A 26,310-nucleotide genomic window follows, 5' to 3' on the forward strand; every position below is an offset into this window, starting at 1 on the left:
CTAGCGTGGGACCCATGACCGATCAGCAGAGCTCCACCACGCACACCGGCAGGGTCGCCGTCGTCACCGGCGCGTCGACCGGCATCGGGGAGGCCACCGCGCGCGAGCTGCGCCGGTCCGGCTGGACCGTCTACGCGGTGGCCCGCCGCGCCGAACGGCTCGAGGCCCTGGCCCGCGAGACGGGGGCCGTGCCCGCGCCGTGCGACATCACCTCGGACGCCGACGTCGAGGCCCTCCGGGACCAGGTGCTGGAGGAGCAGGGCCGCGTGGACGCGCTGCTCAACATCTCCGGCGGCGCCCGCGGCACGGACCGCGTGGCCGAGGCCAGCACCGAGGACTGGGAGTGGATGTACCAGGTCAACGTGCTCGGCACGATGCGCCTGACCCGCGCCTTCCTCCCGGCGCTGCGCGCCAACGGCGAGGGCACCGTCCTGAACCTCACGTCCCTCGCCGCGCACCGGGCCTACGAGGGCGGCGGCGGCTACAACGCCGCGAAGTTCGCCGAGCGGGCCATGACGGAGGCGCTGCGGCTCGAGGAGGCCGAGCACAACGTGCGCGTCGTCGAGATCGCCCCGGGCCTCGTGCACACCCCGGAGTTCTCCCTCAACCGTCTCGGCGGGGACCAGGAGGCCGCGGAGAAGGTCTACGCGGGCGTGGACAAGCCCCTCACCTCAGAGGACGTCGCCCAGGTGTGCGCCTTCGCGGTGAACCTGCCCCACCACGTGGACCTCGACACCGTGACCATCAAGCCGGTCGCCCAGGCGGCCCCGCACAAGCTGATCCGCGGCCGGTAGCCCTCCCCGCGACCTCGGCGAAGTCGCCGGTGGGTTAAGATGGGGGCAGTCATCACGGCGTCGATCCGGCCATCACCGGGGAGTCTTCGGAAGAACAGGCCCGCCCCGCCCCGGGGCGCGCCCCAGTAGAACCGAACGGGTAAGCCCGTCACAGCAGTCGACGAGCGGCGGCCCGCGTCCCCCAGGGGACCGGGGCGCAAGCGAGGTGGTACCGCGTTCCGCCCCGGGCGACCGGCCGGCAGCGTCCTTGCACCCTGACCCGCACGAGCAGCACCGACGTCAGAACGAGGATGGACCCCGTGTCAGACCAGCCCGTCTACCCCAAGGCGACCACCGACCCCGCCGCCCGGGGCGTGCCCGCGGCGCCCGCGTTCCCCGCCGTGGAGGAGCGCGTCCTCGCCTACTGGGCGCAGGACCGCACGTTCCAGGCCAGCGTGGACCAGCGCGACCCCGGCCGGGACGGCTCCAACGAGTTCGTCTTCTACGACGGCCCGCCCTTCGCCAACGGACTGCCGCACTACGGGCACCTCCTCACGGGCTACGTCAAGGACCTCGTGGCCCGGTACCAGACCCAGCGGGGACGCCGGGTGGAGCGCCGCTTCGGCTGGGACACCCACGGCCTGCCCGCCGAGCTCGAGGCGATGAAGCAGCTCGGGATGGCGGACAAGCAGGAGATCGAGCGGATGGGCGTCGCGGCGTTCAACGACGCCTGCCGGTCCTCCGTGATGAAGTACGCCTCCGAGTGGCAGGACTACGTCACCCGCCAGGCCCGGTGGGTCGACTTCGACAACGACTACAAGACCCTCAACCCGGACTACATGGAGTCCGTGATCGCCGCGTTCAAGGCGCTCGACGACAAGGGCCTCGTCTACTCCGGCTACCGCGTCCTCCCTTACTGCTGGAAGGACGAGACCCCGCTGTCCAACCACGAGCTGCGGATGGACGACGACGTCTACCAGGACCGCCAGGACCAGACGGTGACCGTCACCTTCCCCGTGCTCGACGACGCCTCGTGGGCGGTCCGGCCCGAACTGGCCGCCGAGCTCGCCGGGGTGGAGGCCCTCGCCTGGACCACCACGCCCTGGACGCTGCCGACCAACCAGGCGATCGCCGTGGGCCCCGAGATCGTCTACGCCGTGGTCCCCGGCGCCGGGGAGCTCGAGGGCCGGCGCTTCCTGGTCGCCGAGGAGCTGCTGGGCGCCTACGCGAAGGACCTCGGCTGGGGCGAGGCCGAGGACCCGGCGGCGGCCGCGGCCGCGGCCGTGACCGCCCGGCACCGCGGGGCCGACCTCGAGGGGCTGCGCTACCAGCGGCTGTGGGACTACTTCGCGGACGCCGAGCGCTTCGGCACGGGCACGTCCTGGCAGTTCGTCGTGGCCGACTACGTCACCACCACCGACGGCACCGGGCTCGTGCACCAGGCGCCCGCCTACGGCGAGGACGACCAGAACGTCTGCGCCCGCTACGACATCCCCGTGGTGCTCTCCCTCGACGAGTCCGGGGTGTTCTACCGGCTCTTCGAGGACGAGCGGCTCGCCCCCGGCGCGCCCCTGGCCGGGATCGCCGGGCGCAACGTCTTCGACAAGGACGTGGCCCGCACGGTGGTCCGGGACCTCAGGGCCCAGGGCCGGCTGGTCCGGGAGGCCAGCTACGAGCACCCGTACCCGCACTGCTGGCGCTGCCGGAACCCGCTCATCTACCGCGCGGTGTCCTCCTGGTTCGTGGAGGTCACCCGGATCAAGGAGCGGATGGTCGAGCTCAACCAGCAGATCACCTGGATCCCGGAGAACGTCAAGGACGGCCAGTTCGGCAAGTGGCTGGAGAACGCCCGCGACTGGTCGATCTCCCGCAACCGGTACTGGGGCACGCCCATCCCGGTGTGGGAGTCCGACGACCCCGAGCACCCGCGCCGCGACGTCTACGGCTCCCTCGCCGAGCTGGAGGCCGACTTCGGCCGGCTGCCCGTCAACGACCGGGGCGAGGTCGACCTGCACCGGCCCTGGATCGACGAGCTGACCCGCCCGAACCCCGACGACCCGACGGGCGCCGCCACGATGCGCCGCGTGCCCGAGGTGCTGGACGTGTGGTTCGACTCCGGGTCGATGCCGTACGCCCAGGTGCACTACCCCATGGAGAACCGGGAGTGGTTCGAGACCCACAACCCCGGCGACTTCATCGTGGAGTACATCGGCCAGACCCGCGGCTGGTTCTACACGTTGCACATCCTGGCGACCGCGCTGTTCGACCGGCCCGCGTTCCGCAACGTCATCAGCCACGGCATCGTGCTGGGCTCGGACGGGCAGAAGATGTCGAAGTCCCTGCGCAACTACCCGGACGTCAACGAGGTCCTGGACCGGGACGGCGCGGACGCGATGCGCTGGTTCCTGATGTCCAGCCCCATCCTGCGCGGCGGGAACCTGGTGGTCACGGAGCAGAGCATCCGCGACGGCGTGCGCCAGATGATGCTGCCGCTGTGGAACGTCTACCACTTCTTCGGCCTCTACACGAACGCCGCGAACGGCGGCGCCGGCTACGAGGCCCGGACCCGCCACGACTCGGAGCACGTGATGGACCGCTTCGTGCTGGCCGCCACCGGCCGGCTCGTGACGGACGTCCAGGACGCCTTCGACCGCTACGACGTCTCCGGGGCCGCGGAGCGCCTGCGCTCCTACATGGACACCCTGACCAACTGGTACGTGCGCCGCTCCCGGGACCGGTTCTTCGACGAGGACACCGTCGCCTTCGACGTGCTGTACACCTGCCTGGAGACCGTCTGCCGGGTGGCCGCCCCGCTGCTGCCCCTGGTTGCGGAGGAGATCTGGCGCGGGCTGACCGCCGGGCGCTCCGTGCACCTGACCGACTGGCCGGACGCCTCGCTGTTCCCCGCCGAGGCCGACCTGGTGGCGCGCATGGAGACGACCCGCACGATCTGCTCCAACGGCTCCGCCCTGCGCAAGGCCCACCAGCTGCGCGTGCGCCAGCCGCTGGCCGGGATGACCGTGGTGGTGCCCGGGGGAGACGAGCTCGCGGGCACCTTCGAGCGCATCGTCGCGGACGAGCTGAACCTCAAGTCGGTGACCCTGCTCGACGCCGGCCGGGCCTCCGCGGAGCAGTTCGGCATCTCCCAGCAGCTCAAGGTCAACGCCCGCGCCGCGGGACCCCGCCTGGGCAAGGGCGTGCAGGCCGTGATCAAGGCCGCGAAGTCCGGGGACTGGGGCACGGCCGAGGACGGCACCGTCACCGCCGGCGGAACGGCGCTGCAGGAGGGCGAGTACGAGCTCGAGACCGTCGTGGCGCAGGACGCCGCGGCCGGGTCCCGCGCCGTGGCGGTCCTGCCCGGCGGCGGCTTCCTCGTCCTCGACACCGAGCTCACCCCCGAGCTCGAGGCCGAGGGCACCGCCCGGGACATGGTCCGGGCGATCCAGCAGGCCCGCAAGGACGCCGCCCTCCAGGTCTCCGACCGGATCCGTACCGTCGTCACCGCCGACGAGCGGACGGTCGCCGCCCTCGAGGCCAACCGCGGGCTCGTGGCCGGCGAGACGCTCTCCGCCGAGCTCGAGCTGCGCGTGGGCGAACCGGCCGTGGCCGTGTCCGTCGTGGGCGCCCCGACCGGAGCCTCCGCCGGCACCGGGGCGGTGCGGGCGTGAGCGCCCCCTTCGCCGGGACCGGTGGGGCGGGGACCGTCGAGGAGGTCTACTCCCGGCTGCTCGAGCGCGCCCCCGAGAACCGGATGGCCCCGCGCCTGGACGCGATGCGCCGGACCATGGAGGTCCTGGGGGAGCCGCAGCGCGCCGCCCCGGTGATCCACCTGACCGGCACGAACGGCAAGACCTCGACCGCCCGGATGGTGGAGGCCCTGCTGCTCGCCCACGACCTGCGGGTGGGCCGCTACACCAGCCCCCACCTCTCCCGGGTCACCGAGCGGATCAGCGTGGACGGCGCGCCCGTCGACGACGAGACCTTCGTGCGCGTCTTCGGCGAGATCGCCCCGTACCTGGGCTTCGTGGACGCCGAGCTGGCCGAGCGGGGGGAGCCCCGGCTCAGCTACTTCGAGACCGTCACGGCGCTCGCGTTCGCGGTCTTCGCGGACGCGCCGGTCGACGTCGTCGTCCTCGAGGTGGGCATCGGCGGCTCCTGGGACGCCACGAACGTGGCGGACGCCGCGGTGTCCGTGGTGACCCCGATCGACCTCGACCACACGGACCTGCTCGGCGACACGCTCGGGGAGATCGCCGCCGAGAAGGCCGGGATCCTCAAGCCGGGCGGGTTCCTCGTCTCCGCCGCGCAGGACCCGGAGGCCGCCGAGGTGCTCCTAGCCCGGGCCCGGGAGCTCGGCGTCCCGTTCCGCTTCGGCGGCGTGGAGTTCGGCGTGGAGGCCCGCGCCACGGCCGTGGGCGGTCAGGTGCTCACGCTCCAGGGCCTGGCCGGGCGGTACCCCGAGGTCCTGCTGCCGCTGTTCGGCGCCCACCAGGCGGAGAACGCGGCCCTGGCCCTCGCCGCCGTGGAGGCGTTCCTGGGCGGCGGGGAGAAGGAGCTCAACCCGGAGCTGGTCCGCACCGGGCTGGGCGCCGTCGAGTCCCCGGGACGCCTGGAGCTGGCCCGCAAGGCGCCCCCGGTGGTCCTCGACGCCGCGCACAACCCGCACGGGCTCACGGCGGCGGCGGCCGCCCTCAAGGAGGCCTTCACGTTCGGGAAGCTCAACCTCGTGGTGGGGATGCTCCGGGAGAAGGACGCCGAGGCGATGCTGCGGGTCCTGCTCGACGAGTACGAGGAGTTCCACACCGAGTTCTGGTTCACCCGGTCCTCCTCGCCCCGGGCGGTCGACCCGCAGGAGCTCGTGGAGCTCGCCGTGGACCTCGGCTTCCCGGAGGACGTGGTCCACGCCGTCCCGCAGCTCGACGACGCGATGACCGAGGCCGTCCAGGACGCCGCCGCCCGCCCGGAGTTCGACGGCGCCGTGCTGGTCACGGGCTCGATCACCGTGGTCGGCGAGGCCCGCACGCTGCTGGGGCTGTGACCGTGCCCCGCGCCCCGCACCGACCGCACCCCCCGCAGGAGAGGACCCGTCCCACGTGGCACGCATGACCAGAGCCCAGCGCGACCGGCGCCCCGGGCAGCCCCGGCCGCGGCGCTCGATCCGCACGATGTTCGCCTCCTCGGTGCTGGTCATGGAGGCGTTCATCGCGTTCTTCGCGGCCCTCACCGCCTACGGGGTCCTCGGCCGGGAGCTCGGGGACGGGGCCCGGACGGCGATCCTGGCCGGCGGGACCGCGCTCGCGCTGCTCCTGGGGCTGGCCCCCGCCGTGCTGGGCCGGCCCTGGGGGTATACGGTCGGCTGGGTCCTGCAGGCCGTGTTCCTGGCCACCGGCTTCGTGCTGCCGACGATGTTCTTCGTGGGCGGGCTGTCCGTGCTCGCCTGGTGGTACGCCGTGCTCACCGGGGCGCGGCTGGACCGGGAGAACGTCGCCCGCGACGCCGCCCAGGCGCAGTGGGAGCGGGAGCACCCGGACGGCTAGGCTGGGCACCGACATCCTGGACCCGCACCTCGGAAGGACCCCCATGACCACGGAACGCACCCTCGTCCTCGTCAAGCCCGACGGCGTGGCCCGCGGCCTCACCGGCGAGGTGCTCGCCCGGATCGAGGCGAAGGGCTACCGCCTCGTCGACCTGCGCCTGCTGCACGCGGAGCGCTCCGTGCTGGAGCAGCACTACGCCGAGCACCAGGGGAAGCCGTTCTACGAGCCGCTCGTCGAGTTCATGCTGAGCGGCCCGGTCGTGGCCGCCGTCGTCGAGGGCCACCGGGTGATCGAGGGCTTCCGGTCCCTGGCCGGGACCACCGAGCCGACCACCGCCGCGCCGGGCACGATCCGCGGCGACCTCGGCCGGGACTGGGGCGAGAAGGTCCAGCAGAACATCGTGCACGGCTCCGACTCCCCGGAGTCCGCCGAGCGTGAGATCGGCATCTGGTTCGCCTGAGCCCTGAGCCCTGAGCCCTGAGCCCGCCGGACCCCGGTGCGCACCGACGACGACGGCCTCCGCCCAGCACGGGCGGAGGCCGTCGTCGTCGGTGCCGTGCGGCGTCCGGCGGAGCCGCACGGCACCGGGCGGGCTCAGGCAGGGAAGATGACCCCGGCGAACCGGACCAGGACGGTCCCGAAGAGCAGCACGAGCAGGGCGGCGGAGACGAACCACGCCCACTGCTCGGCGCCGCGCGCCACGCCGGCCGGCGCCGGCAGCACCCCGCCGCGCAGGTTGCGGGTCGTGGTGTGCACCAGCAGGACGGTCTGCATCACCCACACGAGCATGCAGTACAGGCACAGGGCGTTGATCTCGAAGGTGGTCTGCCACCACAGCCACAGCACGAAGGCCCAGCCGAGGGTCACCCCGATCTGCAGTCCCCACCAGTACCAGGCGGCGAACCGGGCACCTGCCAGCACCGCGAGCGCCACGGCCACGACGACCGCGTAGGCGACGATGCCGATGAAGGGGTTGGGGAAGCCGAAGGCCTCCGCCTGGGGCGTGCGCATGACGGTGCCGCAGGACAGCCACGAGTTGATGTCGCAGCTGGTGCGGTGGCCGGCGTCGAGGAAGAGCTGGAGCCGCTCGTACACCAGCGTGGCGGCGCCGTAGAAGCCCAGGAGCCCGGTCACGAGGGTCACGAGGCCCCAGCGCCGGTCGGCGCGGGCGTCCGGGCCGCGGGACACGGCGGGGGAGTCGTCGAGGCGGGGCGGAGTGGAGGTCACACGCCGATCCTAGGCGATGCCCCCTGATGCTCCCCGGGGGCTCTCCCGGCCCCGTGCCCGCGGGTTGCGGGCCGTGACGGAGCCAATCCGGCCCGCACCGGGGCGTCTGTGAGATACTGGCCACGGTCGAGCCCGCCCGTACGCGGGATCTCGGCCCAGTCGGACTTCGACCCCAGGTCGGCAGGACCCGCGGCTCTCATCGGATTGAGCGCGTCCGCCGCCGGCCCAAGACCGTTGCCCTCGTGAGCAGCGGCTCGAAGCCCCGGACTGGCTCGTTGCCGTCCCCGCCCGTTCGCGAGGTGTGCGGGACGCGACGGGTACGCACAGGACTTCTGGCCGCCGCGTGGACCCCCACCGGCGATACGCCGACCAAGCAGCTGCGGGGACCGGGTACGGACGGCGTACCGCGGCAGGAGCACAGCTGTATATGGATGCCGAACAGGTGAACCAGGCCGGGGCGCAGGACGCCCTGGACGCTGGTCAGCAGAACACATCGCACGACGCCCGCCGGGACCTCCCGGAGGCGGAGGCAACGGTGCAGGACACCGCCCCCGAGGTCCCGGGCCACGTGCCCGAGGAGCCGTCGGAGGACGCGCCGGCCGTGCCGGACACCGCCCCCGAGGTCTCGGGCCACGTGCCCGAGGAGCCGTCGGAGGACGCGCGTCCCGCGCCGGACGCCGTCCCAGAGGCCGGGCCCGGCACGCCGGGCGAGATTCCCGGCGAGCCTTCGGAGACCGTGCCGTCCGCGCCGGCCACCGGCGACGCCGCGGGGACCGACACCCTCGACGTCGCGCCCGGGACCGCGGTCCCCGGCGACGAGCGCCCCGGTGCGGTGGCCGAGGAGGCCGTCGCGCCCGCGAACCCCGCGCCCGGCACGCCCGGCGCGGAGGAGGCCGCCGAGGGCGTCGAGCCCGCCGGCGAGACCGAGGACCTGGGTCCCGGGGCCCAGGCGCCGGCCGTCGACGCGCCGGCCGGAGCCGGGCAGGACCCCGCCTCGTCCGCCGAGGACGACGAGGCGGACACCGACGACGGCGGGGACACCGTTGACGAGGACACCGACGACGAGGACACCGACGACGAGGACACCGACGACGACGGGGAGCCGCGCACGGCGCCGGCCGCCGCGGTGACGGCGACCTCGCTGATGTTCCACGCCCCGGACCTCGACGAGCTGCGCGAGGCCGCTCAGCAGCGCGCCGCCCGCCGCCGGGAGGCGCGGCGCCGCCAGCAGGAGGAGAACGCCTCCGCCGAGGACCCGGGCGACGGTCCCGAGGAGCCGGACACGGCGGAGCTCGCCGACGAGGGCGAGGAGGCCGGCCAGGGGACCGGCGGGAGCGCCACCAGCCGCCGCCGTCGGCGCCGCCGCCGCGGCGAGGTCGACATGGAGCTCGTGGGCGGCAGCGACGACGACCCGCCCAACACGGTGACCCGGGTCCGGGCGCCCCGCGCCGCGGAGACCGCCACGGTCGACGAGGTCGTGGCCGTGAAGGGCTCCACGCGGCTCGAGGCCAAGAAGCAGCGCCGGCGCGAGTCCCGCCAGACGGGCCGCCGCCGCCAGGTGATCACCGAGGCCGAGTTCCTGGCCCGCCGCGAGTCGGTCGAGCGGCAGATGCTGGTCCGGCAGAAGGACAACCGGATCCAGATCGGCGTCCTCGAGGACGGCGTCCTGGCCGAGCACTTCGTCTCGCACACCCAGCAGGACTCCCTGATCGGCAACGTCTACGTGGGCAAGGTGCAGAACGTGCTGCCGTCCATGGAGGCCGCGTTCATCGACATCGGCCGGGGCCGCAACGCCGTGCTCTACGCCGGCGAGGTCAACTGGGACGCGTCGCGGCTCGAGGGCGGGCCGCGCCGGATCGAGGTCGCGCTGAAGTCCGGGGACTCGGTCCTGGTGCAGGTCACCAAGGACCCGGTGGGGCACAAGGGCGCCCGGCTCACGAGCCAGATCTCCCTGCCCGGCCGGTACCTGGTCTACGTCCCGGGCGGGTCGATGACCGGGATCTCCCGGAAGCTGCCCGATGTGGAGCGCGCCCGGCTGAAGAAGATCCTCAAGGACCGTCTGCCGGACGGGGCGGGCGTCATCGTGCGCACCGCCGCCGAGGGGGCCTCCGAGCAGGAGCTCACCCACGACATCAACCGGCTGCGCGCCCAGTGGGAGCAGATCCAGGAGCGGGCCGGGTCGACCAGGACGCTCGCGCCCGAGATGCTCTACGCGGAGCCGGACCTCACGATCAAGACGGTGCGCGACGTCTTCAACGAGGACTTCACCACCATGGTCGTCCAGGGCGACGAGGCGTGGGACAACATCGAGGCGTACGTGACCTACGTCGCACCGGACCTGCTCGACCGGCTCAAGAAGTGGGACGAGGACGAGGACCTGTTCGTGAACTACCGCGTGGAGGAACAGATCCAGAAGGCACTCGAGCGCAAGGTCTTCCTGCCCTCGGGCGGCTCGCTCGTCATCGACCGCACCGAGGCGATGACGGTGGTCGACGTGAACACCGGCAAGTTCACCGGCTCCGGGGGCAACCTCGAGGAGACCGTCACCAAGAACAACCTGGAGGCGGCCGAGGAGATCGTCCGGCAGCTGCGGCTGCGGGACATCGGCGGGATCATCGTGATCGACTTCATCGACATGGTCCTGGAGTCCAACCGGGACCTCGTGCTGCGCCGGCTGGTGGAGTGCCTGGGCCGGGACCGCACCAAGCACCAGGTGGCGGAGGTGACCTCGCTGGGCCTCGTGCAGATGACCCGCAAGCGCATGGGCACCGGACTGCTGGAGGTGTTCTCCGAGCCGTGCGAGCACTGCGCCGGCCGCGGCGTGGTGGTCCACGACCACCCGCTCGAGGGCCGCTCCGGCGGCGCCACGAGCGAGTCCCGCGACCAGCGGCCGAACCGCACGGAGCGCAAGCGCGGCCGCGGGGGCCGCAACGAGCAGCAGCCCGCCCGGACGGAGCAGCGCTCCGCCGAGGCCGACCCCGCGGAGAAGGCCAAGGCCGAGGCCGCGCGGACGGCGTTCGCGACGATCGCCGCCGCCACCCACCACGAGGAGGCGGCCGCGGACGAGCCGGAGCGAGCCGAGGAGGCCGCCCAGCCTGCGGAGTCCCGGCCCGAGGGCTCGGGGCGCTCCCGGAAGAAGCGCCGCGGCAAGCGCAGCCGCGGCCGCGGCCAGGGCGGGGACACCGCCGCCGAGCAGCAGCCGGAGGAGGGGGAGGACACCGCCCCGGCCGCCCCGGAGCAGCTCCCCGCCGAGGGGGCGCCGGGCGAGCAGGGCTCGCGCCTGACCATCAACGGCGAGATCATCGAGCTGCCGCAGGGCCACGCCGTGGTCGTCGAGCCCGCCGAGGCCCGGCCGCTGAGCCTGGACTCCCTCGCGGAGGTCTTCGGGCAGCGGGGACCGGACGCCGGCTCCGCCGCCCCGGAGGCCGCCGCCGAGGCGGTCACCGGTGCGGATGACGCCGCGGAGGGGGCCACCGCCGCGGCGGAGGCCCCGGCACAGGAGAGCACGGCACAGGAGCGCACGGCACAGGAACGCACGGAGCGGCAGGCGCCCGTTTTCGAAGAGGTTTTCCGGGGCGAGCGNCTCCGTCTGGGGCTGCGCGCCAACGCCGCCCAGTTCACGCTCCTGGTGGCGGTCAACGCCCTGGTCGGCGGCATGGTCGGCCAGCAGCAAAAAGTGCTTCGAAAAGGCAGGCGCCCGCTCCCGCCTCGGCGGTTGCCGCGGAGCAGGCGGACGTCGAGCCCGAGCGGCCCCGGCGGCGCTCCCGGCGGGCCTCGGCCCCGACGGCGCGGCCCGGCGAGGCCGAGGTGACCGCCGGCCGGGCGGCCGCCGCGGAGGGCGCCCGGCACGAGGCGAGGACCGTCGCCCAGCGCGCCCCGGAGGACCCCTCCCGCCGGGCGCCGACCGTCGTCGGCGTCGGCGTCAAGGCCGAGGACCTCACCAGCGGCCGGCCCGCCGACCGGGGCTGACCCGCCCCGCCGAGCAGCACCACGGAGGACCCCGACCGGCACGGTCGGGGTCCTCCGTCGTCGCGGACCGTCACGGACCGCCCCGGCCTGCCCGCCCTCCGCGCGGCGGCGTACCGTGGTGCGCACCACAGCACACCCGGGGCCGCCGTCCCGTCCGCCGGGAGAGCGGCCGCCCGTTCCAGGGAGCATCGCCATGACCAGTGCAGACACCATCCGCACCACCGGCACGGAACTGTTCGTCCACCGGGATCCGTCGGCCGTGGACCGTCACTACACGGAGGACTTCGTCCAGCACTCGCCGCTCGCGCCGGACGGGCGCGAGGGTCTCAGGCAGTTCGTGCAGAGCATGCCCGAGGACTTCCGCGTGGACATGGTCCGGATGCTCGACGACCACGGGACGGTGGCCGTCCACTCGGTGTACGAAGGGCTCGGTCCGGAGCCGCTGGTCGGCTTCGACGTCTTCCGGGTGGAGGACGGACGGATCGCCGAGCACTGGGACGTCCTCGAGCCCCTGCGCACGGGCCCCGACGGCGCCCGCCCCCAGCTCGACGGTCCCGTCGCGGTCACGGACCACGAGCGGACGCAGGACAACAAGCGCATCGCCGCCGAGTGGGTCGAGGCCGCCCTCGTCGGGGGCGACCGCCACGCCGTCCAGGACCACATGAGCCTCCGGGGCTGCACCGAGCACACCGGCGGCACGCCGGACGGCCCGCAGCCCGCGTACCAGCGGCTGCGCCGCGTGGTCGGCGAGGGGAACTTCGTGCTGACCGTCGCGGAGGCCGTTCCCGGAGGGAGCCGCGACGGAGGATCCACCGGAACGGTCGCCTGCTACGACCTCTGGCGCCTCGACGACGGCCGGATCGTGGAGCACTGGGGCGTCGCGCAGCCGGTGCCCGAGCGGATGGCCCACGCCAACGGCATGTTCTGATCCCGTGCGGGGTCCGTGCCGACTCCCGCACGACGACTAGACTGGCAGGACACCAGACACGGGGTGCCGCACGAGCGGCTGAGAACACACCCGTCGAACCTGATCTAGCCAGTACTAGCGAAGGGATGTCGCAGATGCGCGATGCCGTACCCCCGTCCGACCGCACACCAGGACCCGGGAGGCCGGTGCCGCCGGACCCCGCGCTCGCCGAGGACGCCGCCGCGGCCCTGGCGGACCTGCGCGCCGCGGCGCCGCTGGTGCAGTGCATCACCAACGCCGTGGTCACCAACTTCACCGCCAACGTGCTGCTCGCCGTGGGCGCGTCCCCGGCGATGACCGACATCCAGGGCGAGGGCGGGGTCTTCGCGGAGCTCGCCGACGGCCTCCTCGTCAACACCGGCACGCCCACCGCCGAGCAGCGCGGCGCCGCCTACGAGGCCGTCGGGGCCCGGCGCCGCGCGGGCCGGGCCTGGGTCCTGGACCCGGTGGCGGTGGGCGCCCTGCCCGTGCGCACGGCGCTGGCCCGCGACCTGCTCGGGTTCGAGCCGGCGATCGTGCGCGGCAACGCCTCCGAGGTCATCGCCCTCGCCGGCGGCGCCGGCGGCCGCGGCACGGACGCGACCCACGGCGTCGACGCGGCCCGGGACGCCGCCGCCGCGCTCGCCGAGCGGGCCGGCTCGGCGGTGGCCGTGTCCGGGCCCGTGGACCTCGTGCGCTCCCCGGACGGCACGGTGGTCCGGGTGCCGCACGGCACGCCCCTGCTGACCCGCATCACCGGCGGCGGGTGCGCCCTGGGCGCCCTCATGGCGGCGTTCACCGCCGTGCGCACGGACCCGGCCGCCGCGGCGGTGGCCGCCACCACGGTGTACACCCTGGCGGCCGAGGACGCGGCCGCCGACTCCGCCGGGCCCGGCTCCTTCGCCGTGGCGCTGCTGGACCGGCTGCACGCCGTCACCCCGGAGGGGATCGCCGCCCGGGCGGAGCTCGTGCGCGAGGAGGTCGCCCGGTGAGCCCGCGCCTCGACCCCGCGGCCCTGGCCCTGCACCTGGTGACGGACACCGCCCTGAGCGCCCCCCGGACGGTCCCGGACGTCGTGGCCGCCGCCGTGCGCGGGGGAGCCACCATGGTCCAGGTGCGGGAGAAGGACGCCCCGGTCCGCGAGCTCGTCGCCCTGCTGACGGCCGTGGCCGAGCGCGTGGGCCGGGAGGTGCCCGTGCTCGTGGACGACCGCGCCGACGTGTACCTCGCCGCCCGCGCGGCCGGCGCCCCCGTGGCCGGCGTGCACGTGGGCCAGTCGGACCTGCCCGTGGCGCTCGCCCGGGAGATCTGCGGCCCGCAGGCCGTGCTCGGCCTCAGCGCCGCCACGGCGGAGGAGCTCGATGCCGCCGCCGCGCTGCCGGCCGGGACGGTCGACTACCTGGGCGTCGGGGCGGTGCGGGCGACCCGCACCAAGCCCGACCACCCCGAGCCGCTGGGCGTCGAGGGCTTCGCCCGCGCCGCGGCCCGCACGGCCCTGCCCTGCCTGGCCATCGGCGGGGTGCGGGTCGAGGACGCCCCCGGCCTGCGCGCCGCCGGCGCCGCGGGGCTGGCCGTGGTCTCCGGGATCTGCGCCGACCCGGACCCCGCCGCCGCGGCCGCCCGCTACCTGCGGGCCTTCACCGCCGTGCCCGCCGGGGAGGTGGCCCCGTGACCGCCCGCGTGCCCCGCGTCCTGGCCATCGCCGGCACCGACCCCACGGGCGGGGCCGGCCAGCACGCGGACCTCAAGTCGATCGCCGCGATGGGCGGCTACGGGATGAGCGCCGTCACCGCCGTCGTCGTGCAGAACACCGTGGGCGTGCGCGACATCCACGTCCCGCCGGTCGAGTTCCTCTCGGCACAGCTGGACGCGGTCGCCGAGGACGTCGAGATCGACGCCGTCAAGATCGGGATGCTCGGGTCCGTGCCGGTCATCGAGGCCGTCACCCGGTGGCTCGGGACCCACCGGCCGCCGGTCGTGGTCCTGGACCCCGTCATGGTCGCGACCTCCGGGGGCCGCCTGCTGGAGCGCGAGGCCGAGGACGCCCTGCGCTCGATGCTCGGCCTCGCCGACCTGATCACCCCGAACCTGCAGGAGCTCGCCGTGCTCGCCGGGGAGGACACGGCGTCGTCGTGGGACGAGGCCCTCGCGCAGGGCCACCGCGTGGCCCGCGCCCACGGCACCCTGGTGCTCGTCAAGGGCGGGCACCTCACGGGGGACCGGACGCCCGACGCGCTCGTGGGCCCGGACGCCCCCGAGCCCCTCGTGGCGTTCGACGGCGCCCGCGTGCCCACCGAGAACTCCCACGGCACCGGGTGCTCCCTCTCCTCGGCCCTGGCCACCCTCCAGGCCCGGCACGGGGACTGGCCCCGGAGCCTGCGGATCGCCCGGGACTGGCTGCGCGGCGCCCTCGAGGCCGCCGGGGACCTCGAGGTCGGCCACGGCAGCGGGCCCGTCCACCACTTCCACCACGTCCAGGACGCCCTCGAGAGCTGGGGCACGGCGCCGGAGCGGTTCACCGACGAGCTGTGGGAGGCCTCCGCGGCCGTGCGGCGGGAGATCGAGGAGCTCGAGTTCGTCCGCCTCCTCGGCGACGGCCGGCTCGAGCCGGACCGCTTCCTCGCCTACCTCGACCAGGACCTGCAGTACCTCGACGGCTACAGCCGGGCGCTGGCCCTGCTGGCCGCCAGGGCGCCCGACGAGGAGCAGCGGCTGTTCTTCGCCGCCGGCGCCGTGTCCTGCACCGAGACCGAGGCGCAGCTGCACCGGGCCCGGCTGCGGCACGCCGGGGACGGCGGAGCCCGGGCCGGCGGTGCCCGGGGCGGCCTCGGCGAGGTGACGCGGCGCTACACCACGTTCCTGCTCGCGGCCACCGCCGCCGAGCCCTACCCGGTGGGCCTGGCCGCCGTGCTGCCGTGCTACTGGGTCTACGCGGACGTGGGCCGCCACCTGAACGAGCTCGCCGCGGCCGACGGGACCGACGGGCACCCCTACGCGGACTGGCTGGCCACGTACGCGGACGAGGGGTTCCAGGAGGCCACCCGCACGGCCCGCCGGCTGCTCGAGGACGCCGCCCGGGCGGCCCCGGCGGACGTCCGGGCGAGGATGCGGGAGGTGTTCCTGGAGGCCTGCGCGCTCGAGCGGGACTTCTTCGCCGCGCCGGTGGCGGAGCGCCGGTTGGCGGGCGCTGACCGGATCGAGTAGTCTTGATCTTCGGTGCCCTGCCGGTGCGCGCGTGTAAAAACTCGACACCCCACCTGGCGGCACATGCGGGTGCAGTTCCTGAATTGCGGCGAACCTGCGCTGACCTCGGCCTAGTCCCACGGGCCGGTCACCGTCAGCTCGTCTCAACGTCGTTGGTCCTGACAGGTATGCGCTCGACCCACACTGTTTACACATGACGTCGAGAGAAGTGAGTTCCCAAGTGGTGTACGCGATTGTCCGCGCTGGCGGCCGCCAGGAAAAGGTTTCCGTCGGAGACCTCGTTACCCTTGACCGCGTCGCCGGCGGAGCAGGCAGCACCATCGAGCTCCCTGCCCTGCTGCTGGTCGACGGGGACAAGATCACCTCGGATGCCCAGACCCTGGCGAGCGTCAAGGTCACGGCCGAGATCGTCGAGAACCTCCGCGGTCCCAAGATCTCCATCCAGAAGTTCAAGAACAAGACCGGCTACAAGAAGCGCCAGGGCTTCCGTGCCGAGCTGACCACCGTGAAGGTGACCGGCATCGACGCCTGACCGGCCCGGTCCCCGTCCAGACTCCACCAGCCAGTAAAGACCCGAAGGTAGGCACACCTCATGGCACACAAGAAGGGCGCGAGCTCCACTCGCAACGGTCGCGACTCCAACGCGCAGTACCTCGGCGTGAAGCGCTTCGGCGGCCAGACCGTCAACGCCGGCGAGATCCTCGTCCGGCAGCGCGGCACGCACTTCCACCCCGGCCTCAACGTCGGCCGCGGTGGCGACGACACCCTGTTCGCCCTGGCCGCCGGTCAGGTCGAGTTCGGCACCCGCCGGGGCCGCAAGGTCGTCAACATCCAGGCTGCCGCAGAGTAGTCCACAGGGCCGGCGCTGCCGGCCCCGGTGCGGGTCACGACCCGCACCACCCATGTTTGGTCTGTAGAGGGTGGGTGCGTCCAGCGCCCGCCCTCTACAGTCTTAACGTGGCCCGTCCGTTCTTGAACCAGAGGAGTTCCCCGTGGCCAGTTTCGTCGACCGCGTCGTCCTGCACGTCTCCGGCGGCTCCGGCGGGCACGGCTGCGTGTCCATCCGCCGCGAGAAGTTCAAGCCGCTCGGCGGTCCGGACGGCGGCAACGGGGGGGACGGCGGCAGCGTGGTGCTGCGCGTGGACGGCCAGACCACCACGCTGCTGAACTACCACCACGCCCCGCACCAGTCCGCCCCCAACGGCGGACCCGGCAAGGGCGACCTCCGCCACGGGCACAAGGGCGAGGACCTCGTCCTGTCCGTCCCCGACGGCACCGTGGTCAAGGACCAGGACGGCAACGTCCTGGCCGACCTCGTGGGCCAGGGCTCCGAGTTCGTGGCCGCCCCCGGCGGGCAGGGCGGGCTGGGCAACGCCGCGCTGGCCTCGGTCAAGCGCAAGGCCCCCGGCTTCGCGCTCCTCGGCACGCCGGGCTCGGCCCGGGACGTGGTCCTGGAGCTGAAGTCCATCGCCGACATCGCCCTGGTCGGCTACCCCTCCGCCGGCAAGTCCAGCCTGATCGCCGCGATCAGCGCCGCCCGCCCCAAGATCGCCGACTACCCGTTCACCACGCTCGTCCCGAACCTCGGCGTGGTGGAGGCCGGGGACGTGCGCTACACCGTGGCGGACGTCCCGGGCCTGATCCCCGGCGCCTCCGAGGGCAAGGGCCTGGGGCTGGAGTTCCTCCGCCACGTCGAGCGCTGCGCCGCGCTCGTGCACGTCCTCGACTGCGCGACCCTCGAGCCCGGGCGGGACCCGGTCTCCGACCTCGAGACGATCGAGGCGGAGCTCGCCGGCTACGCCGTCGACGGCGACCTCGACGGCGGCCAGGCGGTGCCGCTCAACGACCGGCCCCGGCTCGTGGTGCTGAACAAGATCGACGTCCTCGAGGCCCGGGAGCTCGCCGAGTTCGTGCGGCCCGAGCTCGAGTCCCGCGGCTACCGCGTGTTCGAGATCTCCACCGCCTCCCACGAGGGGCTGCGGGCGCTGACCTTCGCCATGGGCGAGGTCGTGCAGGAGGCCCGTGCGGCCCGCCCCGCCCCGGCGGAGGCCCCGCGGGTCGTGCTGCGCCCCAAGGGGGTGCGCGGGCCGGAGTTCACCATCACCCGGGAGGAGCGCAACCTCGAGCCGCTGTGGCACGTGCGCGGCGACAAGCCCGACCGGTGGATCCTGCAGACCGACTTCAACAACGAGGAGGCCGTCGGCTACCTCGCCGACCGGCTCGCGAAGCTCGGTGTCGAGACGGAGCTGTTCAAGCAGGGCGCCCGGCCCGGCGACGCCGTGCTCATCGGTCCCGAGGACGACGGCGTGGTCTTCGACTGGGAGCCCACGATGGTCGGCGGCGCCGAGCTGCTGGCCGGGCCCCGCGGCACCGACCTGCGCTTCGCGGACATCGACCGTCCCACCCGCGAGCAGAAGCGCCAGCAGTACCAGGACCGCAAGGACGCCAAGGCCGCCGCCCGCGCCGAGCTCGAGGCCGAGCGCTCCGCCGGGGTGTGGACCGAGTCGGTCGACGCCCGGCGCGGCGAGGCCCCGGCCGGCACCGACGACTGAGCCCGCCCGCGGGGCGGACCGCGGCCGCACGTGCCGGGAGCCCCCAGGCCACCACCCGACGACCGACCCGACACACCGACTGACCGACACACCGACGACGCCCACCGGACGAGGGAGACGCCCAGGATGAACGAGCAGACGAACGAGATCGACGTCGAGCAGCTCGAGGAGGTCGCGGAGAAGTCCGCGGTCCAGCTCAGCAGCGAGAACCGCGGCAAGAACCGGCGCAGCCCCATCGAGCGCCGCGAGGACATCCCGCGCGCCCATCGCGTGGTGGTCAAGGTCGGCTCGTCCTCGCTGACGTCCATCGAGAGCTCGATCGACGAGCAGGCCGTGCGGATGATCGTGGACGCCCTCGGCGAGACGAAGGCCCGCGGCATCGAGCTCGTGTTCGTGTCCTCGGGCGCCATCACGGCCGGTCTGGCGCCCCTGGGGCTGTCCCGGCGGCCGAAGAACCTGGCCGGCAAGCAGGCGGCCGCGGCCGTGGGCCAGGGCCTGCTCATGGGCCGCTACATCGAGTCCTTCGCCCGCTACGGCGTCACGGTGGGCCAGGTGCTGGTCACCGCCGAGGACCTGATGCGGCGCAGCCACTACAAGAACACCCACCGCCAGATCGAACGGCTCCTGGACTTCGGCGTGCTGCCCATCGTCAACGAGAACGACGCCGTGTCCAGCCAGGAGATCAAGTTCGGCGACAACGACCGGATCGCCGCCCTGATCGCCCACCTCATCAAGGCCGACGTCCTGCTGCTGCTCTCCGACGTCGACGCCCTCTACACCATGGACCCCCGCAAGGGCGGGGAGCGGATCCCGGTGGTGAACGACCCCATCAAGGACCTCGAGGGCGTGCAGATCGGGTCGGTCGGCCGCGCCGGCGTCGGCTCCGGCGGCATGGTCACCAAGGTCCAGGCGGCCCGGATCGCCGCGGCCTCGGGCATCCCCGCGCTCGTCACCTCGGCCCAGAACATCACCCGCGCCCTGGACGGCGAGGACGTCGGCACCTGGTTCGCGACCTCCGGCGGGCGGCGCAACGTCCGGCTGCTGTGGCTGGCCCACCTCGCGGACATCAAGGGCTCCCTGACCCTCGACCCTGGCGCCGTCGAGGCGATCCGCGACCGCAACTCGCTGCTGGCCGCCGGGGTCACCGGCGTGTCCGGGACCTTCGAGGCGGGGGAGCCCGTCTCGCTGCGGGACGAGGAGGGCAAGGAGATCGCCCACGGGCTCAGCAACTACTCCTCGGACGAGATCCCGCCGATGCTCGGCAAGTCCACCTCCGTGCTGGCGGAGGAGCTCGGGGACGACTACAGCCGGGAGCTCGTGCACGTGGACAACCTCGTGGTCCTGCGCGCCCGCGGCGCACGGACTAAACTGAAGAAATGACTTCCGCCGCACACGATTCCGTGACCACCGACGAAGCCACCCGCACGACCGGCAAGGCGGTCGTGACCGACACCGGCGTCATCGCCACCTTCGGGGAGGACCCCGTCGCCGGCGTCGCCGCGATGGCCGACGACGCCCGGGACTCCGCCCGCGTCCTGGGCCGCGCCACCCGGGCCTGGAAGGACCGGGCGCTGCTCGCCATCGCCGACCGCATCGAGCGCAAGCAGGACGTGGTGCTCGCCGCGAACGCCAAGGACCTCGAGCGCGGCCGCGTGAACGGGACCTCCACCGCCCTCCTGGACCGGCTCAAGCTGGACGCCGAGCGGATCACCGGCCTGGCCGAGAGCCTGCGCGAGCTCGCCGCGCTGCCCGACCCCGTGGGCGGGTTCGTCCGCGGCAGCACCCTGCCCAACGGCCTGCGGATGCGCCAGGTGCGCGTGCCGATGGGCGTGGTCGGCGCCATCTACGAGGCCCGCCCCAACGTCACCGTGGACATCGCCGGGATCGCCCTGAAGTCCGGCAACGCGGTGCTGCTGCGCGGCGGCTCGGCCGCGGAGGAGTCCAACCGGGCCCTCGTGGGCATCATCCGGGACTCCCTGGCCGACGTGAAGCTGCCCGTGGACTGCGTCCAGAGCGTCGACGAGTACGGCCGCGAGGGCGCGAACGCGCTCATGGCGGCCCGCGGGAAGGTCGACGTCCTCATCCCGCGCGGCGGGCACGGTCTGATCCAGTCCGTCGTCCAGAACGCCAAGGTCCCCGTCATCGAGACCGGCGAGGGCAACGTCCACCTCTTCGTCGACCACTCGGCGTCGAAGAAGATGGCCGTGGACGTGGTCGTCAACTCCAAGACCCACCGCACGAGCACGTGCAACACCACGGAGACGCTCCTGCTGCACCGCGGCTTCGAGCACGGGGCCGCCGTGCTCGCGGCCCTCGACCGGGCCGGCGTCACGCTGCACGTGGACGAGCGGGCCGAGGCCCTGCTGCCGGCCGGCAGCCACCACCTGCGCGCCACCGACGAGGACTGGGGCACCGAATACCTGTCCATGGACCTGGCCGTGAAGGTGGTGGACTCCCTGGACGAGGCGCTCCAGCACATCGACCGGTGGTCCACCCGGCACACCGAGGCGATCGTGACCAACGACCTCGCCTCCGCCGAGCGGTTCGTCGCCGAGATCGACGCCGCCGCGGTCATGGTCAACGCCTCCACCCGCTTCACCGACGGGGGCCAGCTGGGTCTCGGCGCCGAGATCGGCATCTCCACCCAGAAGATGCACGCGCGCGGACCCATGGGCCTGGAGGAGCTGACCACCACGAAGTGGATCGTCCAGGGCGACGGGCACGTCCGCGCCTGAGCCCCGGACGCGGCGGGCCCGCCGCGGATTCAGTACGATGAGAGCCGTCCGGGCCAGCCGGCCGAGGCGGCAGGGCCGTCCACCGACCACCCGCCGCCACGCCGGCGACAGAAGGGATCCCCATGTTCCAGCAGACCGTCACCACCGTCCTCGCAGCCGCCGAGGGCGGGCACGCCGCCGCCGAGGCCGGAGTTCCCCCGTGGGTCTGGGGCGCCTCCGTGTTCGTCGTGCTGATCGGCCTCATGGTGGTGACGCTCTCCTTCGCGAACCGGGGCCTCAGCCCGGAGGTCGGCCAGCACCAGGACCCCGCCGACCTGCCCGCGGACGAGCGAGCCATGCTCGACGAGTACGCGGCCAAGCGCCACGGCTGAGCCGGGGAACCCCATCGTCGTGACGACCGCTCCGCAGGACACCGCCGCCCGGACCCGGGGCCTGCCCCTGACGGCCACGGCCGTCCCGCCCCGGAGGCCGGGCCGCACCCGGCTCGGCGTCATGGGCGGGACGTTCGACCCCATCCACCACGGCCACCTCGTGGCCGCGTCCGAGGTGGCGGGGGAGTTCGACCTCGACGAGGTCGTGTTCGTCCCGACCGGGCACCCCTGGCAGAAGGCCGCCGGGGCGGTGAGCCCCGCGGAGCACCGCTACCTCATGACGGTGATCGCCACGGCCTCCAACCCGCGGTTCACGGTCAGCCGGGTGGACATCGAGCGCGACGGTCCCACGTTCACGGTCGACACCCTGCGGGACCTGAAGCGGCAGCGCCCGGAGGCGGACCTGTTCTTCATCACGGGCGCGGACGTCATGGCGGAGATCCTGACGTGGAAGGGCGCCGAGGAGCTCTGGCAGCTCGCCCACTTCGTCGGCGTCACCCGGCCGGGCCACGACCTGGCCGCGCCCGTGGGCTCCAGCGGCGTGAACCTGCTCGAGGTGCCCGCGATGGCGATCTCCTCCACGGACTGCCGCGCCCGCGTGGCCGAGCACAAGCCCGTTTGGTACCTCGTGCCCGACGGCGTGGTGCAGTACATCAACAAGTACGGCCTCTACCTCGGACCCGAGGACGGGACGACGACGGACCACGTCGGCGCCCGCGGCGTCTCGGCGAAGGCACCCTGATGGCCGGCGAGGACGACGTGCGGGACGGCGCCGCACCGGACCCCGACCGGGCCCCGGCGCCGCCGCCCTCCGGACCGGCGCCCATCATCGACCTCGGGGGGGACGGCGTGCCGGTCCGCCCCGTCAAGCCCCTCGGGCCGCGGCGGCTGGCCCGTCTGCAGCGCGAGCTGGCCGAGCGCGCCCGCGAGCTCGAGGAGGCCGGCGCCGGCCCGGCGGACCCCGAGCTGCTCGAGAAGCAGCGCCGGTTCGCGGAGCTCGCCGCCCAGGCCGGCGCCGCGCAGGCCGACCCGGGCGCTGACACCGCGGTCCGGGAGCCGGTGGCGGCTCCGGAGGCCCCGGCGCCCGGCTCCGCACCGCCCGGCCCGGGGCAGCCCGCTGCGGCCCCGCGTCCTCCGGCGGTGCCGGAGGACCCGCAGGAGCCGCTCGAGCAGATCACCGTCGTGTTCCCCGGCGGCGGCCCGGACGGGCCGGACGAGCACGTGTCCCACGACCCGGTGCACGTCGACCCGGCCCTGTTCAGCAACCGGCTCGCCCCGGAGGACCTGGCGGCGCTCACGCACATCGAGATCGTCGCGCCCACGGATCCCGAGCACCACGGCTCCACACCGGTCGCGCCCGCCGCGGCCGGTGACCACGAGGAGCACGGGCACGCGGAGGACCCACCGGCTCCGCCGGGGGCCGTTCCGTCCGGGCCCGCGGCGTCGTGGCCCGCGGCCGAGGACGATCCGCCGGCCGCCCCCGTGCCGGCCAGCACCGCCGAGGGGCTCGAGCTGCTGGAGCCCCGGGAGTACCGCCGCCGCACGAACGGCGCCTGGTGGTTCCTGCTGCTGGCGGTGCTCGCGGCCCTCGCCGTCGTGCTCGTGCTGTTCGTGCTCTGAGCACCCCGCCGGCTCCACCGCACCGACCGTTCCCGCACCACCCGTACCTGCACGACTCGTCCACTCCAACCGTCCCCACGGGACGGGACCTCCGGTTCGCCGGGAAAGGATCCTCCTTGACTGTCAACGATCTCTCCCTCTCCATCCTCCAGGTCGCGGCCGCCGCGGCGGACGCCAAGCAGGCCCACGACATCGTGGCCCTCGACGTCAGCGAGGCCCTGGGCATCACCGACGCCTTCCTCGTCGCCTCCGCCTCCAACGAGCGGCTCGTCAACGCCGTGGTCGACGAGATCGAGGAGAAGCTCGTCGAGCGCCTCGAGCTGCGCCCGATCCGCCGCGAGGGCCGCTCCGAGGGGCGCTGGGTGCTCCTGGACTACGGCGACGTCGTGATCCACGTGCAGCACGACGAGGACCGGGCGTTCTACGCCCTCGAGCGGCTGTGGCGGGACAGCCCCGTGGTGGACCTCGGACCGCTCTCCGGCCGGACCGCCGCGGCCCCCGCCACCGACGATTTGCCTGGAGCCTGATCGGCTGTCTACTATGAATGCGTTGCCCAGCGAGGCGCTGGAACAACCGGAAAAGGGTGACTGAAAAGGAGCCCGTGAAGGTTGTGATAATGTCTCCGAGGTAACGACCTGGGGCTGTGGCGCAGCTGGTAGCGCATTTGCATGGCATGCAAAGGGTCAGGGGTTCGAGTCCCCTCAGCTCCACCAGGACGAAAGAGCCCGTTCCGCATCACGCGGGGCGGGCTCTTTCGCGTTTTCTCAGCTTCCTTCCCTTCCGTTCGTTGACGCGTCCTGTTACCGTCAGCACCACCGGCGGCCGTCCTCCGTGACCCGGGTCACAGCGAGCTCGAGGCCACAGCGTGGGGAGTTCCGTCGGGGACAAGGGCGTCGACGGTGGAGACCCACCGTGGACGCCCGTGACGGACATCCACCACGGAAGAGGTCATGATGGCAGGGAACAGAGCGGTCGCCTACAAGGGTCCCGGCAAGGTCGAGGTCATCGACACCGAGTACCCGGAGTTCGATCTCAAGGACGCGCCGGGGATCAACCCGGCCAACATCGGCCGGAAGGTCCCGCACGGGGTCATCCTCCGGACCGTGGCCACCAACATCTGCGGCTCGGACCAGCACATGGTGCGCGGGCGCACCACGGCCCCCACGGACCTGGTCCTCGGTCACGAGATCACGGGCGAGGTCATCGAGTGCGGGCCGGACGTCGAGTTCATCAAGGTCGGGGACATCGTCTCCGTCCCGTTCAACATCTCCTGCGGCCGGTGCCGCAACTGCAAGGAGCGCAAGACCGGCATCTGCCTCAACGTCAACCCGGACCGGCCGGGCTCCGCCTACGGCTACGTGGACATGGGCGGCTGGGTCGGCGGTCAGGCCGAGTACGTGCTGGTGCCCTACGCGGACTGGAACCTGCTGAAGTTCCCGGACCGGGACCAGGCCCTGGAGAAGATCATGGACCTGACCATGCTCTCCGACATCCTGCCCACCGGCTACCACGGCGTGGTGACGGCCGGGGTGGGCGTGGGCTCGACCGTCTACATCGCCGGTGCCGGACCGGTGGGCCTGGCCGCGGCGGCCTCGGCGCACCTGCTGGGAGCCGCGGTGGTGATCGTGGGCGACATGAACGAGCAGCGGCTGGCCCAGGCCCGCAGCTTCGGCTGCGAGACCGTCGACGTCTCGAAGGGCTCGCCCGCCGAGCAGATCGAGCAGATCCTGGGTGTCCCGGAGGTCGACTGCGGCGTGGACGCCGTCGGCTTCGAGGCCCGTGGGCACGGCAAGGACGCCTCCCACGAGGCCCCGGCCACCGTGCTCAACTCCCTGATGGACATCACCGCCGCCGGCGGGGCGCTGGGCATTCCGGGCCTGTACGTCACCGGGGATCCCGGAGCCGTGGACGAGGCCGCGAAGAAGGGGTCCCTGTCGATCAGCCTCGGCACGGGATGGGCGAAGTCGCTGTCCTTCACCACGGGGCAGTGCCCGGTGATGAAGTACAACCGGCAGCTGATGATGGCGATCCTGCACGACAAGATCCAGATCGCCAAGGCCGTCAACGCCAAGGCCATCCCGCTGGAGGAGGCGCCGCAGGGCTACGCCGAGTTCGACGCCGGGGCGGCCACCAAGTACGTGCTCAACCCCAACGGCTACATCAAGAACTAGTCCGCGGACCCCGACCGCCCGCGGGGCGGGCCGCACCGGACCTCCGGCGCGGCCCGCCCCGCGGGCGCCGCCGTGTCCGCGGTGTGCCCTGTGGAAGACTGGGCGCATGGCCAAGAAATCCAGCAGCTCGGAGCTCAAGCAGACCGTCGACCAGGTCGCCGAGGAAGCCATCAACGTGGGCTACCGCCTCGAGCAGCGGCTCCACCGGTTCCGGCAGCGGCGCGCCGAGGCCCGCGGGGACATCCCGGTCATGGTGGCCTTCGAGGGCTACGGCTCCGAGCACCACGTGCGGGTCCTGGGCCGGGCCCTGCTGAAGACCCGGGGGCTCATCGAGTCCACCGACGAGAGCGCCGAGTCCATCCGCGGCTGGCGCTCGTTCACCTCCGTGCCCATCGCCTTCGCCCACGTCAACATCTGGATCGACGAGTTCGAGTTCCACCTGGTGGCCGACAAGGGCGGGGTGGTCGACGTCGACCTGCAGGTGTCCCTGGCCCCCGGCGAGCACACCGTGTGGATGCAGACGGAGGGCTCCGAGACGGTCGAGTCCCGCGTGTTCGTCGTGGCCGACGAGCAGCGCATCGGGGTGGTCTCCGACATCGACGACACCGTCATGGTCACGGCCCTGCCCCGGCCCATGCTGGCCGCCTGGAACTCGTTCGTGCTCAACGAGCACGCCCGCACGCCCACCCCCGGGATGGCGGTCATGATGGACCGGCTGCTGCACCGCCACCACGAGGCGCCGTTCCTCTACCTCTCCACGGGGGCGTGGAACGTGGCGCCGACCCTGCGCCGCTTCCTCACGCGCAACGCCTACCCGGCCGGGGCCCTGCTGCTCACCGACTGGGGACCCACCACGGACCGGTGGTTCCGGGCCGGGGCCGCGCACAAGGTGCAGAACCTCGAGCGGCTGGCCCGCAACTTCCCCCACGTGCGCTGGATCCTCATCGGCGACGACGGCCAGCACGACCCCGAGATCTACAGCGGCTTCGTGCACCGCTATCCCGAGCACGTGGCCGCCATCGTGATCCGCAACCTGTCCCCGGCGGAGGCCGTGCTGGCCGGCACCCCGCTGGTCAACGAGGAGCGGCGGGTCACCATCCCCGAGGGCACGCTGTGGATCGAGGGCAACGACGGCGCCTCGATCTCGCGGCAGCTCGCGGAGCACGGCCTGCTCTGACCGGCGGGCTGCGGCGTCCGAGCCGGGC

The 26,310-nt window shown here is 73.4% G+C and carries 23 protein-coding genes, 1 tRNA gene and 1 riboswitch; of the genes, 23 read left to right on the top strand and 1 reads right to left on the bottom strand.

Annotated features, from left to right (window positions below; genetic code table 11):
* The first annotated feature begins 14 nt into the window (after window positions 1-14).
* The 5 genes from H488_RS33375 (at window position 15) to ndk (ending at window position 6,770) form a co-directional block, all read left to right on the top strand.
* Window positions 15-794 carry an SDR family oxidoreductase gene (locus H488_RS33375; RefSeq protein ID WP_017834589.1) on the top strand — a complete coding sequence of 260 codons (780 nt, stop codon included), beginning with the start codon at window positions 15-17 and terminating at the stop codon, window positions 792-794.
* A 290-nt stretch (window positions 795-1,084) separates the two neighbouring features.
* A complete protein-coding gene (gene ileS / locus H488_RS33380; RefSeq protein WP_043739565.1) occupies window positions 1,085-4,441 on the top strand; it encodes an isoleucine--tRNA ligase in 3,357 nt (1,118 codons plus the stop codon).
* Window positions 4,438-5,811 carry a bifunctional folylpolyglutamate synthase/dihydrofolate synthase gene (locus tag H488_RS33385; RefSeq protein ID WP_017834591.1) on the top strand — a complete coding sequence of 458 codons (1,374 nt, stop codon included), beginning with the start codon at window positions 4,438-4,440 and terminating at the stop codon, window positions 5,809-5,811. The genes ileS and H488_RS33385 overlap by 4 nt, the downstream gene beginning before the upstream one ends.
* A gap of 64 nt (window positions 5,812-5,875) precedes the next feature.
* The gene (locus H488_RS33390; protein ID WP_017834592.1) at window positions 5,876-6,310 is read left to right on the top strand and encodes a DUF4233 domain-containing protein; all 435 of its coding nucleotides are present in this window, start codon (window positions 5,876-5,878) and stop codon (window positions 6,308-6,310) included.
* Between the two features lie 43 nt (window positions 6,311-6,353).
* Window positions 6,354-6,770 carry a nucleoside-diphosphate kinase gene (ndk, locus tag H488_RS33395; RefSeq protein WP_017834593.1) on the top strand — a complete coding sequence of 139 codons (417 nt, stop codon included), beginning with the start codon at window positions 6,354-6,356 and terminating at the stop codon, window positions 6,768-6,770.
* A 134-nt stretch (window positions 6,771-6,904) separates the two neighbouring features.
* Here ndk and H488_RS33400 read toward each other — a convergent pair whose 3' ends face one another.
* Entirely contained in the window at window positions 6,905-7,537 is a 633-nt protein-coding gene (locus H488_RS33400; protein WP_017834594.1) for a vitamin K epoxide reductase family protein, read from the bottom strand.
* A 427-nt stretch (window positions 7,538-7,964) separates the two neighbouring features.
* Between H488_RS33400 and H488_RS38120 the strand changes: the two genes are divergently transcribed.
* From H488_RS38120 to H488_RS33485, 18 genes are all read left to right on the top strand, one after another.
* Window positions 7,965-11,348 carry an Rne/Rng family ribonuclease gene (locus tag H488_RS38120; RefSeq protein ID WP_051063822.1) on the top strand — a complete coding sequence of 1,128 codons (3,384 nt, stop codon included), beginning with the start codon at window positions 7,965-7,967 and terminating at the stop codon, window positions 11,346-11,348.
* Window positions 11,345-11,506, top strand: coding sequence for a hypothetical protein (locus tag H488_RS37525; RefSeq protein ID WP_017834595.1), 162 nt, complete (start codon window positions 11,345-11,347; stop codon window positions 11,504-11,506). Before H488_RS38120 ends, H488_RS37525 begins: the two co-directional genes overlap by 4 nt.
* Before the next feature lie 193 nt (window positions 11,507-11,699).
* Entirely contained in the window at window positions 11,700-12,434 is a 735-nt protein-coding gene (locus tag H488_RS33410; protein ID WP_017834596.1) for a nuclear transport factor 2 family protein, read from the top strand.
* A gap of 49 nt (window positions 12,435-12,483) precedes the next feature.
* Window positions 12,484-12,577, top strand: a riboswitch (TPP riboswitch).
* Window positions 12,578-12,619: 42 nt separating this feature from the next.
* The gene (thiM, locus tag H488_RS33415; protein ID WP_017834597.1) at window positions 12,620-13,444 is read left to right on the top strand and encodes a hydroxyethylthiazole kinase; all 825 of its coding nucleotides are present in this window, start codon (window positions 12,620-12,622) and stop codon (window positions 13,442-13,444) included.
* A complete protein-coding gene (gene thiE, locus H488_RS33420) occupies window positions 13,441-14,124 on the top strand; it encodes a thiamine phosphate synthase (RefSeq protein ID WP_017834598.1) in 684 nt (227 codons plus the stop codon). The genes thiM and thiE overlap by 4 nt, the downstream gene beginning before the upstream one ends.
* Window positions 14,121-15,656: a bifunctional hydroxymethylpyrimidine kinase/phosphomethylpyrimidine kinase gene (locus tag H488_RS33425; RefSeq protein ID WP_017834599.1), complete on the top strand. Its 1,536-nt coding sequence runs from the start codon at window positions 14,121-14,123 to the stop codon at window positions 15,654-15,656. The genes thiE and H488_RS33425 overlap by 4 nt, the downstream gene beginning before the upstream one ends.
* Window positions 15,657-15,876: 220 nt before the next feature.
* Window positions 15,877-16,188 (top strand): 50S ribosomal protein L21, encoded by a 312-nt coding sequence (rplU, locus tag H488_RS33430; RefSeq protein WP_017834600.1) that lies wholly within the window; start codon window positions 15,877-15,879, stop codon window positions 16,186-16,188.
* 60 nt (window positions 16,189-16,248) lie between these two features.
* A complete protein-coding gene (gene rpmA / locus H488_RS33435; protein WP_017834601.1) occupies window positions 16,249-16,506 on the top strand; it encodes a 50S ribosomal protein L27 in 258 nt (85 codons plus the stop codon).
* A gap of 142 nt (window positions 16,507-16,648) precedes the next feature.
* Window positions 16,649-18,208, top strand: coding sequence for a GTPase ObgE (obgE, locus tag H488_RS33440; RefSeq protein ID WP_017834602.1), 1,560 nt, complete (start codon window positions 16,649-16,651; stop codon window positions 18,206-18,208).
* 126 nt (window positions 18,209-18,334) lie between these two features.
* Window positions 18,335-19,588: a glutamate 5-kinase gene (proB, locus tag H488_RS33445; protein WP_017834603.1), complete on the top strand. Its 1,254-nt coding sequence runs from the start codon at window positions 18,335-18,337 to the stop codon at window positions 19,586-19,588.
* Window positions 19,585-20,943 carry a glutamate-5-semialdehyde dehydrogenase gene (locus H488_RS33450; RefSeq protein ID WP_031283629.1) on the top strand — a complete coding sequence of 453 codons (1,359 nt, stop codon included), beginning with the start codon at window positions 19,585-19,587 and terminating at the stop codon, window positions 20,941-20,943. Before proB ends, H488_RS33450 begins: the two co-directional genes overlap by 4 nt.
* Before the next feature lie 122 nt (window positions 20,944-21,065).
* On the top strand, window positions 21,066-21,314 hold the full coding sequence (locus tag H488_RS33455; protein WP_017834605.1) for a hypothetical protein: 249 nt from the start codon (window positions 21,066-21,068) through the stop codon (window positions 21,312-21,314).
* Between the two features lie 61 nt (window positions 21,315-21,375).
* The gene (gene nadD, locus H488_RS33460; RefSeq protein WP_051063826.1) at window positions 21,376-22,056 is read left to right on the top strand and encodes a nicotinate-nucleotide adenylyltransferase; all 681 of its coding nucleotides are present in this window, start codon (window positions 21,376-21,378) and stop codon (window positions 22,054-22,056) included.
* On the top strand, window positions 22,056-22,934 hold the full coding sequence (locus tag H488_RS33465; RefSeq protein ID WP_031283631.1) for a hypothetical protein: 879 nt from the start codon (window positions 22,056-22,058) through the stop codon (window positions 22,932-22,934). The genes nadD and H488_RS33465 overlap by 1 nt, the downstream gene beginning before the upstream one ends.
* Before the next feature lie 116 nt (window positions 22,935-23,050).
* Window positions 23,051-23,461, top strand: coding sequence for a ribosome silencing factor (gene rsfS, locus H488_RS33470; protein ID WP_017834607.1), 411 nt, complete (start codon window positions 23,051-23,053; stop codon window positions 23,459-23,461).
* A 110-nt stretch (window positions 23,462-23,571) separates the two neighbouring features.
* A tRNA-Ala gene (locus H488_RS33475) sits at window positions 23,572-23,647 on the top strand.
* A 240-nt stretch (window positions 23,648-23,887) separates the two neighbouring features.
* Window positions 23,888-25,105, top strand: a complete 1,218-nt coding sequence (gene fdhA / locus H488_RS33480) for a formaldehyde dehydrogenase, glutathione-independent (protein ID WP_031283632.1) — start codon at window positions 23,888-23,890, stop codon at window positions 25,103-25,105.
* Window positions 25,106-25,211: 106 nt separating this feature from the next.
* Entirely contained in the window at window positions 25,212-26,282 is a 1,071-nt protein-coding gene (locus H488_RS33485) for an App1 family protein (protein ID WP_017834609.1), read from the top strand.
* Window positions 26,283-26,310: the final 28 nt, after the last annotated feature.

It is taken from the genome of Kocuria sp. UCD-OTCP (genome assembly GCF_000349605.1).
Taxonomy (GTDB): Bacteria; Actinomycetota; Actinomycetes; order Actinomycetales; family Micrococcaceae; genus Kocuria; species Kocuria rosea.